Below are 11,714 nucleotides of genomic sequence, written 5' to 3'. Positions count from 1 at the left end.
AAATTTTATAATGCTAAAGTAAGCTGCACCTGTGACAGAACTTGTGGTCGCAAGTGAGGAGTCGTTGAATTTCAGGTAAGAAATTCGCGAAATCAAGATAGTGAAATTTGAGTTTCAGGAAAACCGGAAGCATATAAAATAGCAGGTTTTTACCAACAATTTCTGTAATAAAGATCTGCTGGCGGCTATGGATATTAAAGTAGTAAACTTGAGAATGTTAACAATTCTATAGAACCTTCTGCTGCTTTTTAGTTTTACATTTGAGTTGTTATGGAAAAAGAAGATTACAGTATTAATATTATTGGAGCTGGTTTAAGCGGACTCATTGCAGCCAGGGTGCTTGAAGATCATGGCTATCAAACTACAATCTATGAAGCTGAAAGTCACGTAGGAGGAAGGTTGCGAACATTTGAAGTGGATGGATACCACCTGGACAGAGGTTTCCAAGTAATGTTGAGTCAGTATCCAAAAGTTCAGCAATATCTTGATCTGGAAGCTTTACAGCTTCAAAAGCTGAAGCCTGGCGCAGTGATCTACAATAAGCGTGAAAGTACCAGGATTGGAGATCCTACCAGAGATATTTCGGCATTATTTCCAACGATCTTTTCAAGTATCGGGTCGATTTCAGATAAATTAAAAGTGCTTAAACTTAACCTTGAGCTTAAGAAACTAAGCCTGCAGGAAATCTTCAGTAAAGAAGAAACCACGACGCTGCAATACCTTCAGAATAAAGGGTTTTCAGAAAAGATGATCAGTAATTTTTTCAGACCTTTTTTCTCCGGAATATTTCTGGAGCCAGACTTGAATACTTCCAGCAGAATGTTTGAGTTCGTCTATAAAATGTTTGGGGAAGGAGACGCGGTGATCCCGAAAGATGGAATCAATGCGATCCCTATGCAACTTTATAAAAGGCTGAAGACTACTAAGGTGAATTTTAATTCCAGGATCAATCAGGTAACTGATGATGTGCTGACGCTGGAAAATGGCGAGCACGTGAAATCTCATTTTACCATTATTGCTACAGAAGCAAGTTCGATGGTAGCGAATCTTCGGGGGCAAAAGCAAGCCTGGAAATCATGTCGATGTTTATATTTTACCGTGGACGAGGATGTGATTGGAGATGCGATCATAGGTTTGCAATCTGATAAGGAGAAACTGGTTAATAATATTTTTTACCATTCTTCAATTTTAAACAATAACACTTCCGAAGGAAAGCTTTTATCGGCTACAATTGTACGTGATATAGAATACAGCGAAGAGGAATTGGTTGAGAAGGTTTCAGAAGAACTAAAGTTTGAATTTGGCATTAAAACGATCAAATTTTTAAAACAGTTCTATATTCCAAAGGCGCTTCCAGACTCGAAAGATATTCAGTATGAACTGCAATCTACGGAAGCCCGTTTGAGTACACAGGTTTTCCTTGCCGGTGATCAACTACTGAATGGCTCCCAGAATGCGGCTATGCTTAGTGGTGAGCGCGCAGCTTTAGGAGTGATCGAAGTACTGGAAGGATAAAAACCTGGGATCGAATTCTTTCCTGAATGATTGAATTAATATCAGGCAAAACCTTAATTCCGCTTTCGTTTTTCAGATTAAATCAAAATTTTAAACTGAATTTGAGAATATGCTAATTCAGTAAAATTAGAAGGAATTAGTCATTTTTAAATCTTCAGAAAACAACTAGTTTTATAAATAATTTCAACCGAATTGAATCCTGCTATGAAGGAGAACCGACATTATGTAATTGATTTTGACAGCACTTTCACGCAAGTGGAAGCATTGGATGTTCTGGGCGAGATCAGTTTGAAATCTCATCCTGAAAAGGATCAGAAACTGCACCGATTAACCGAGCTTACAGATCTTGCAATGGCAGGAAAAATAGGTTTTAGAGAATCTCTGGAAAAAAGACTTGAGATCCTGGAAGCCGATATGAACATGATTCCTCAGGTAATCGAAGATCTTAAAAGCAAGGTGTCTGTTTCTTTTGTGAGAAATGAAGCCTTCTTCCAGGAGAACAAGGATCATATCTTTATAATTTCCAATGGTTTCAAGGAGATCATCGTTCCTATAGTAAAGGAACTTGGAGTGAGAGAAGAAAATGTATACGCCAATACTTTTACTTCTGAAAACGGTCATATAACAGGCTTTGACAGAGATAATGTGTTATCTTCAAGCAACGGTAAGGTCGCATTGCTAAAGCAAATGGATCTACAAGGTGACGTTTATGTGATTGGCGATGGCTACAATGATTACGAGATCAAAGCGGCTGGACTGGCCAATAAATTTTACGCTTTTACTGAAAATGTTCAACGTGGAGAGGTGCTTGAAAAAGCTGATCACGTAACTCCCAGTCTGGACGAATTTCTATACTTACACAAAATGAACAAAGCAATATCATACCCTAAAAACAGAATTAAAGTACTACTTCTTGAAAATGTGCATGCAGATGCCGTTGCCATTATGAAGGAAGAAGGTTATAATGTAGAGACAGTTTCTGGTGCTCTGGATGAGCAGGAACTTGCAGAAAAGATCAAAGATGTCTCAATTCTTGGGATCAGGTCTAAGACCAATTTAACTGAAAAGGTGCTTGAAAATGCAAACCGACTCATCGCAGTTGGCGCTTTTTGTATTGGGACGAACCAGATCGATTTGGAAGCCTGTCTTAAAAAAGGAGTTGCAGTTTTTAATGCGCCATATAGTAATACCAGGTCTGTAGTGGAACTGGCGATAGGAGAGATCATCCTGTTAATGAGAAATCTGCCCGATAGAATTGCAGAAATGCATCGAGGGGAATGGAACAAATCTGCCAAAGGTAGCTATGAAACCCGTGGAAAAAAGCTAGGTATCGTTGGTTACGGAAACATTGGATCACAATTATCGGTAGTTGCAGAGGCGATAGGTTTCGATGTTTATTATTATGATCTGGTGGAGAGACTTGCTTTGGGGAATGCCACTAAATGTAATAGTTTGAAAGAGCTATTCGAAAAAGTTGATATTGTGACCCTGCATGTTGATGGTCGCAAGGAAAATACCAATATGATTGGCGATAAACAGTTTGGATGGATGAAGGAAGGAAGTGTATTCCTGAATCTAGCCAGGGGACAGGTGGTTGATGTAGATGCGCTACGAAAGCATATGGAAAGCAATAGAATAATTGGAGCAGGGGTGGACGTTTTTCCAAAAGAGCCTAAAACGAACCAGGAAGAATTTGAATCACCGTTAAGAGGTTTACCTAATCTTATTCTTACTCCGCATATTGGAGGTTCTACGGAAGAAGCTCAGGAAAATATTGGGAACTTTGTACCAGGAAAAATCATTAATTATATTAACACGGGAAGTACTACAAACTCGGTGAATTTCCCGAATTTACAACTTCCAATTCTTGAAAACGCCCACAGGCTTATCCATATTCACCATAACAAACCTGGGATCATAGCTCATATAAACAGAATACTTGCAGCCAACGATATCAACATTGTTGGACAGTATCTAAAAACCAATGAAACCATAGGTTATGTGATTACAGATATTGACAAGGCTTACGATGAGGTGGTGATCAAGGAATTGAAAGGTATACAGGGAACAATTAGATTCCGAGTTCTATATTAATAGATATTTTATCTGAAGTTTATAAAAGAGATCATGATATAATTGATCTCTTTTTTTTGCTCTTTAACGATGTTAATTAACTCAAATTTAAGAAGTTGCGTGACTTTGAAATCTATCTTTATAGACCCCCCCCCCAAAGTTTTAACTTCAAAAACAAACAAAATGGATACTACATTATTTTGTTCAGTATTGGGTGCAGCTATTACCATTATCGGAGCTATTTATTACCAGTTGAGAAAGGACAATTCCAGGCAGGAAAAGCTTATTAAATCTTACAAACGCGAATTGAGCTCACTTCGTAAAGTTCGAAAGCGAATGACTTCTGCTACTATATTCAGATCAGGTGCAATGATGGATCTTGATTAATAAAGACAATTTCCATTTTCTAACTATAAAGCTGTCGTTAGCATAGTATGCATTGTGAACCATCACTTTAGAGCGGTGAACAACTAGTTTCTTTCATCTTACTCTCCATAACCCCCCTTTTCAACTTAAATCTTTTTTTCTAGTCTTCAGTTCCAGAAACCTGTGCTATAGATCATTGAGTCAATTGTATCTGTTGTTTGAATGTAGTTTAGTGATATCAATAAATCATTATTCATCATTCAAAAAACGTACATTATGAAAACTTTATTTATTTCATTATTGCTAATCGCAGTAACAGCATTTGGAAACGCACAGGAAATTGAATTAGACGAAGCTGAGGTTCGTCTGGAAACCAACAAATCTAAATTTGTCAAATCTGGCGATGGATTTACTTACGCCGTAACCGAGAAACATTCCGGAGAATTTGAAAAAGACCCAATAGCCTTTATGAAGTCCAATCTTGACATCACTGCAATGCTGGAAGAACTGGCAGAAGAGAACTTTGTTACCTATCAGGTAACTTTTAGAAGCAGCAAAGGTTACCTAGCAGCCGAATTCGATAAAAAAGGAGAGTTGCAAAGAACCAGTCAGAAATTTAAAAATATCGCTTTACCATCAGCATTACGATCTGAACTTTATAGTTCAAATAAGGGCTGGACCATGGTTTCGAATAAATACGTGGCTTCTGGAAAAGGAGAATTCCTTGACAAAGAAATCTATAAGATCAGGTTGGAAAATGCAAATCAAAAACGAACGGTTAAATTGGATCCGACAACAATTTCGAGAGTGTCGGTAGCAAGTAATTAAAAACAGGTTAGTAGTTAGTTAGTCAGAGGGCTGTCGGATTAAGTTCGATAGCCCTTTATTCAGCAATCTTAGAATCAATCGCTTATAGATCAATATATACCACAGGCTCAGGCAATCTGACTTATTGGAAATAATCATAACTTGTAGTAGCCAAATAATATTTTATATGAAAGCTTTAATCATCGATGATGAGGAACTAGCCAGAAAACGTGTTCTTAATCTACTGGAAGATATATCGCAAATAGACATTCTTGGTGAGTGTTCCAATGGCAAAACTGCTATAGAAAAAATTAACCGAGACAAGCCTGATCTTATTTTTCTGGATATTAACATGAAAGATATGAATGGTTTTGATGTGCTCAAGAAGATTGAAATACATCCCAAACCAATCGTAATATTTGTAACGGCCTATGACACTTATGCCCTTAAAGCTTTTGATGCGGAAGCATTTGATTTTCTTCTGAAGCCTTTTAAGGATGAAAGATTTTTTAAAACAATTACAAAGGTTTTGAACACGAGTACTTCTGAAGCTGAAGAGAATTTTGAAAAACGACTCGTAGAACTATTTCATGAATATTCTAAAAGTAACCTGCATCTGAATTCGGTGGCAAAAATCCCTATTAAGCAAGGCAATAAAACTTCACTGGTAGATCCCCGGGAAATACATTATATACAGGCATCTGGTTATTATGCTGAAATTTATGTGGAAGGCAAGAAGCATGTTCTGAGAGAATCGTTGAACAACCTTGAAGAAATCCTGGACCATAATTTTATCAGGATTCACAGGTCTACCATCGTAAATCTCAATTTTGTACATGAGATTATCCATTCAGATTACTCTGAGATCGATGCAAAAATGACTTGTGGTGAATTGTTGCATGTAAGCAAATCCCATAAGAAGGAGTTTCTTGAAAAAATTGGAATCTAATGAGTCTTCATGAACTAAAACAAAAGTATATAGACTTCAAGCTGGTCCTTTTACTCGCAGGTTTCTATCTGATGTTTGACCTCATACATATAGCGAAAACGGCGTATATGCAAGAGTTTATGCCTAAGGAAATGCAACACTTCAGCTGGCCAGACTTTCTTATCTACAATATGCTATTTGATTACATCATCGTAGTCAGCTACATGACGCTCATTGCGATTAGTACGAAGAGGTTTCTAAATAAGAACTATTCATGGGTGAAGATCATTTCCATACACACCCTGTTCTCCATATTAATAGGACTTATTATAAGGCTTGTATTTGATTTCTATTCCATACTTGCAGGAAGAATAAGCCTTGCCGAATTTGATCTTCGGAAGAGTGTAAATGCATTTGTCTATGTGCTTGATCTGAATTTTCTGATCTATTTTGCGATGATTTTTATCATCTATACTTACTATTATCTCCGCCAGGTAAAAGAGGCAGAAAAACGACATTCGAAACTGGAAAGTCAGTTAATGAACACCAGGATGCGTATGCTTTCCTCGCAGTTACAACCTCATTTTTTGTTCAATACGCTCAATAGCATTGCTGTGTTAACAGATCTGGATAGTAACAAAGCGAAGGATACTATTGCAGATCTTAGCGATTTTCTACGTGAGATCCTTTACCATAGTGACAGAAACCGGATTAGCCTTGATGAGGAACTCAGGATCCTGGAATATTATCTAAATATTCTGAATGTTCGGTTTTCGGATCATCTTAATATAGAAAAAGATATCGACGAGTCACTAGTGCTGAAGAAGATTCCGGCAATGTTACTACAGCCAATGATAGAAAATTCTATCAAGCATGGTTATTCTTATGATCATACAGATCTTCATATCCTAATTAAGATACGTGAAGAAAAAGGTTACCTGATCATTAGAGTTGAGAACGATGGAGAGCCTTTACAACTCACTCATAAAGAGCTGCTTGAAAAGGGCGTAGGTTTAAGAAATATTGATGATCGTTTGAGAAATTTGTATAAGGACAAGTACATCTTTGAAATCAGGAACAGGGCAGATGGGAATGGAGTAGAAACCTTAGTGAAAATTCCTTCATAACTGGTTTCTATTAGAATTCTAGAAAGAATTTCTTAAAAAGATTAATTTTGCTCCATGGAAAAAAGCATGGAGCCTAAATACTATCCACCAGAAGAGGAACGACTGAATATAATTTCCCACGGCATCGGCTTTTTGCTGAGTATAGTCGCACTTTACCTGCTTATCCAGCGCGCATTAGAATTTGATTCTTCCGCTTATCTTGTAAGTTTTTCAGTATTTGGTGCCAGTATGATCCTGTTGTATGCGGCGAGTACTTTGTATCATAGCGCTAAAGATCATCAAAAGAGAGCCAGATTGAATATTCTGGATCACGCATCAATTTATGTTTTGATCGCTGGCACCTATACACCTTTTGCAGTCATTAGTTTACCCGGCCTGGTTGGTAATATCATACTCTGGACCGTCTGGCTGATCGCACTGGCGGGAATAATTCTGAAATTTTTCTTTACGGGTAAATACCAGCTGCTCTCAACTATCATGTATGTTGCGATGGGCTGGATTATCGTTTTCGCCGGAAATTCCATGATAGAAAATCTGAGTACTGAAGGTTTATGGTGGCTGGGAGCTGGAGGAGTTTCCTATACCATAGGAGCTATACTTTTCATGCTAAAGAAAATACCTTTTAACCATGCTATCTTCCATGTCTTCGTACTCATGGGAACATTCTCCCATTTTATATCAATTTACCTTTACGTGGTTTAATTCTGAACTTCTGAAACTTCAGTTTCTCTAGTTTCAAAATCAAGTTCGATCTGATGCCTGGTAAGATCTTCAAAAACTTCACGTTCTCTAATTAAATGAGCCTGGTTGTTGTACCATAATACTTCCGCAGGCCTCAATCTGGAATTAAAATTGCTGGCCATACTAAAACAATAAGCTCCGGCATTGCTGAAACTAAGAATGTCGCCTTCCCTTATTTCAGAAATTCGTCTGTTATTTCCAAAAGTATCGGTTTCGCAGATATAACCTACGACACTGTAAAATCTGTTCTTGGCTTCCGGATTACTAATATTGGTGATTTCATGATGTGATCCATAGAACATCGGCCTGATTAGATGGTTAAATCCAGAATCGATTCCTGCAAAAACAGTTGAGGTGGTTTGTTTGATCACATTCACCTTCGCCAGGAATTTCCCTGCGTCACTAACGAGGTATTTACCAGGTTCAAAAGCGAGTGCAAGATCACGACCGTATTCCTTACAAAAAGCCTTAAACTTTTGGGTTAGTTGTTCACCCAGATCTTCAATATCGGTTTCTATATCGCCAGGACGGTAAGGAACTTTGAAACCACTTCCAAAATCTATGAATTCAAGTTCTTTAAAGTTTCTTGCTGCTTCAAAAAGAATTTCTGAAGCATGTAGGAAAACTCCAATATCAAGAATATCACTTCCAGTATGCATATGAATACCGTTAATGTGCATTCCTGTGTTTTCTACAATTCTCAACAAATGTGGCATCTGGTGAATACTGATCCCGAATTTGGAATCAATATGTCCAACAGAAATTTTTGAATTTCCACCCGCCATCACATGAGGATTAATACGAATGCAAACAGGAATCTCAGGATGCCTGCTACCAAACTGTTCCAGGATGGAAAGATTATCTATGTTGATCTGGGCTCCGAGTTGAACCACTTCCTCGATTTCTTCCAGGGAAACACCATTAGGAGTGTATATGATCCTTGCAGGAGAAACACCTGCTTGTATTCCCAGTTTTACTTCCTGAATAGATACGGTATCCAAGCCACAACCCAGAGAATTAAGTAACTTAAGGATCGAAATATTGGAAAGTGCTTTTACTGCGTAGTGTATTCTTAGTTCATCAACCTTAAATGCATTGGTTAATCTTTGATATTGAGAAGTAATTTTTTCAGCATCATACACGTAAACCGGGCTGCCAAAATCATCTGCTACAGAAAGTAGATCCTTATGTGTCATTTCTAATCCTAATTTGGCGTAAAACTACAGTGTTTTGTAATAGTTACCCTAGATCAAATTTAAATATAACCAATTTATACCTTTTGTTAAATATGTATATTCCTATGCAGTAGTCTGAAGCGCTGCCTGTCTTTTGCGCATATAAATGACGCCAATCCCTATAAAGATTCCAATTCCAGCCATGGCAGCTCCCACATATTGAGCAGATACAATGCCGTACCCGTAAGCGATAGGTAGACCGGCAAGATAGGCTCCACTGGCATTTCCCATGTTAAAAGCACTTTGATTAAGCGAAGAACCCAACATCTCAGAACCTTTAGCAGTATTGATTACGGCCATTTGGATGGGTGTGGCGATACAAAATGCGATCACAGGAATAATGAACGTAGTAATGAGCACTCCAATCTGGTCATGCGCAACAAAAGTATTCACTAAAAGCGCGGTAACCATCAGGATCAGCGCTATAATAACTGCTTTGATCGGACTGAACATCTCAGCCAGTTTCGCACCCAGAAAGTTTCCGGCGACCATTCCTAGTCCGGCAAGGATCATCGCATAACTAACAACACCTTCAGAATGACCGGCGACATCTGTAATTAGCGGAGCTATGTAACTGTACCAGGCGAAGAAGCCACCAGTTCCAATAGTTGTTAGAAGGATAACCATCCAGAGTTCTGGTTTCCGAAGTAATCTTAATTCTTCTTTCATTCCGCCGGCATTGGCAATTTTCACTTCCGGCATCCAGAATTTAATACTCAGAATTGCACAAATCCCAACCACACCAACTGCGAGAAATGCAATACCCCAACTGAAGTTCTGTCCCAACCAGGTCCCAAGTGGAACCCCAATCACATTGGCCACCGTAAGTCCGGTGAACATCATAGCAATAGCCTGAGCTTCTTTCCCGGGACGGGCGAGTTTTCCTGCCACCACAGCGCCAATTCCGAAGAATGCACCATGAGGTAGACCAGACAAGAACCTGGCGAGCATTAAAAGCTCGTAGGAATCTGCAAATGCTGAAAGCGTATTGAATATGGTAAACCATACCATCAAACCTAAAAGTGTCTTTTGAGGCGGCCATTTATTTCCGAAGATGGTAAGCAGGGGAGCGCCAACGACTACCCCGAGAGCATATGCCGAGATAAAATGTCCTGCGACCGGGATGGAAACTTCCAGAGCATTAGCGATCTCAGGCAGAATTCCCATGATCACAAATTCTGTCATTCCTATTCCAAAACCTCCAATTGCCAGCGCCAGTAATGCCTTCTTCATGAGAAATAATTAAAAGATCAAATTTAGTTGAGAATCGAAAGTCTCACCAGATTTACTTCAGTTTTCTGCGATAACCTTTTCGTTTTTCCCAAGATATTCTGAAAGCCCTGCAGGATAAGAATTTCCAAGTATTAGCCTATCGTTAAGAAGCTCAAAAAAGATTGGTACAATAGTATGTATTTGTTACTTTTGCTTTCCATAATAAATACAGAAGAAATAGCTGATTATGAATATACACGAATATCAAGGAAAAGAAATTTTGAGCAGCTTTGGAGTCCGCATTCAACGTGGAACCGTAGCAACAAACGCTAAAGAAGCAGTAGATGCTGCAAAAGCACTTACCGAGCAAACCGGTACTGGATGGCATGTGATCAAAGCACAGGTTCATGCTGGTGGACGTGGTAAAGGTGGTGGTGTAAAACTTGCCAAAAACCTGAAGGAAGTTGAAGAAATTGCCGGAGAGATCATCGGGATGAATCTTGTAACTCCTCAAACTTCTGCGGAAGGGAAAAAGGTACACCAGGTTTTAGTTGCTGAAGATGTTTACTATCCTGGAGACAGTGAACCGGAAGAATATTATATGTCTGTTCTTTTAAACAGAGCTACCGGACGTAACATGATCATGTATTCTACTGAAGGTGGAATGGATATCGAAACTGTTGCTGAAGAAACTCCAGACCTTATATTTACTGAAGAGATTGATCCTTCTACAGGTTTGCTTGGATTCCAGGCACGTAGAATCGCTTTCAATCTTGGACTAAGCGGAAAGGCATTTAAAGAAATGACCAAATTCGTAATGTCTTTATATGAAGCTTTTGAAAAATCTGATTCTTCACTTTTTGAGATCAACCCTGTGTTGAAAACGAGTGATGATAAGATCATGGCAGTAGATGCTAAGGTAACATTAGATGATAATGCACTTTTCCGTCACAAGGATTATGCTGAAATGCGTGATGTTCGTGAAGAGAATGCTACTGAAGTTGAAGCAAGAGAACTTGGACTTAACTACGTAGATCTTGACGGTAACGTTGGGTGTATGGTAAACGGTGCAGGACTTGCAATGGCAACTATGGACCTTATCAAACAAGCAGGTGGAGAGCCGGCTAACTTCCTTGATGTTGGTGGAACAGCTGATGCTAAGAGAGTAGAAGAAGCTTTCAGGTTGATCTTAAAAGATGATAAAGTAGAAGCGATCCTGGTTAATATCTTTGGAGGAATCGTAAGATGTGACCGTGTTGCTCAGGGTATCGTAGACGCTTCCAAGAATATGGGAGATGCTATGAATGTGCCAATCATTGTTAGATTGCAAGGAACAAACGCAGATATCGCTAAGGAACTTATCGACAATAGTGGACTTAAAGTTTACAGTGCGGTACAATTCCAGGAAGCAGCAGATAAAGTTCAGGAAGTACTTTCCTAGGAACTAATTCATATTATAAAGAAACCCGGCCATTGGCCGGGTTTTTTGTTTTTATATGTTCTGCGCAAAAAGCTTTTTCATTTCAGTAAGACCATAGTTTCCAATTCTTTTTCTGAAAAACTAGCTCTATTTCCTGATTTACAATAAAACTTAATCTCTTAAAGGTAAGAGAAGACCCGGGTATTAGAGCAGTGGAAAGTCAGTTTATTTGCAATGAAAAGCTCTGATCTCAAAAACCGCTAAATCATAAAGTTTTCTAAAAATTAATG

Annotated in this window: 10 protein-coding genes; 8 read left to right on the top strand and 2 right to left on the bottom strand. The window is 38.6% G+C overall.

The annotated features are described in order from the left end of the window. Window positions 1-270 precede the first annotated feature (270 nt). The 7 genes from ABVM50_RS14875 to ABVM50_RS14845 all read left to right on the top strand — a co-directional run bounded on the left by ABVM50_RS14875 (window position 271) and on the right by ABVM50_RS14845 (window position 7,518). Complete coding sequence (locus ABVM50_RS14875; protein ID WP_405199282.1) at window positions 271-1,515, top strand: NAD(P)/FAD-dependent oxidoreductase; 1,245 nt, start codon at window positions 271-273, stop codon at window positions 1,513-1,515. Window positions 1,516-1,719: 204 nt separating this feature from the next. Beyond that, window positions 1,720-3,609, top strand: coding sequence for a phosphoglycerate dehydrogenase (gene serA, locus ABVM50_RS14870; RefSeq protein WP_405199281.1), 1,890 nt, complete (start codon window positions 1,720-1,722; stop codon window positions 3,607-3,609). 162 nt (window positions 3,610-3,771) lie between these two features. After that, complete coding sequence (locus ABVM50_RS14865) at window positions 3,772-3,975, top strand: hypothetical protein (RefSeq protein ID WP_405199280.1); 204 nt, start codon at window positions 3,772-3,774, stop codon at window positions 3,973-3,975. Between the two features lie 255 nt (window positions 3,976-4,230). Next, window positions 4,231-4,782 carry a hypothetical protein gene (locus ABVM50_RS14860; protein WP_405199279.1) on the top strand — a complete coding sequence of 184 codons (552 nt, stop codon included), beginning with the start codon at window positions 4,231-4,233 and terminating at the stop codon, window positions 4,780-4,782. Between the two features lie 166 nt (window positions 4,783-4,948). Continuing rightward, window positions 4,949-5,710 (top strand): LytR/AlgR family response regulator transcription factor, encoded by a 762-nt coding sequence (locus tag ABVM50_RS14855; protein ID WP_405199278.1) that lies wholly within the window; start codon window positions 4,949-4,951, stop codon window positions 5,708-5,710. Continuing rightward, entirely contained in the window at window positions 5,710-6,816 is a 1,107-nt protein-coding gene (locus ABVM50_RS14850; protein WP_405199277.1) for a sensor histidine kinase, read from the top strand. Before ABVM50_RS14855 ends, ABVM50_RS14850 begins: the two co-directional genes overlap by 1 nt. Before the next feature lie 54 nt (window positions 6,817-6,870). Next, a complete protein-coding gene (locus tag ABVM50_RS14845) occupies window positions 6,871-7,518 on the top strand; it encodes a hemolysin III family protein (protein ID WP_141878292.1) in 648 nt (215 codons plus the stop codon). On the opposite strand, the gene lysA is transcribed toward ABVM50_RS14845, so the two are convergent. Beyond that, a complete protein-coding gene (gene lysA / locus ABVM50_RS14840) occupies window positions 7,515-8,753 on the bottom strand; it encodes a diaminopimelate decarboxylase (protein WP_405199276.1) in 1,239 nt (412 codons plus the stop codon). The two genes, ABVM50_RS14845 and lysA, sit on opposite strands and share 4 nt — an antisense overlap. A 102-nt stretch (window positions 8,754-8,855) precedes the next feature. Beyond that, window positions 8,856-10,025 carry an MFS transporter gene (locus tag ABVM50_RS14835; protein WP_405199275.1) on the bottom strand — a complete coding sequence of 390 codons (1,170 nt, stop codon included), beginning with the start codon at window positions 10,023-10,025 and terminating at the stop codon, window positions 8,856-8,858. Between the two features lie 226 nt (window positions 10,026-10,251). Here ABVM50_RS14835 and sucC point away from each other — a divergent pair, with 226 nt between their 5' ends. Next, window positions 10,252-11,445 (top strand): ADP-forming succinate--CoA ligase subunit beta, encoded by a 1,194-nt coding sequence (gene sucC / locus ABVM50_RS14830; RefSeq protein WP_405199274.1) that lies wholly within the window; start codon window positions 10,252-10,254, stop codon window positions 11,443-11,445. Window positions 11,446-11,714: the final 269 nt, after the last annotated feature.

The organism is Christiangramia sp. LLG6405-1 (assembly GCF_045055805.1).
Classification (GTDB): domain Bacteria; phylum Bacteroidota; class Bacteroidia; order Flavobacteriales; family Flavobacteriaceae; genus Christiangramia.
Note: the sequence above shows the minus strand (reverse complement) of the source record. Positions and strands in the feature narration are given on the sequence as shown.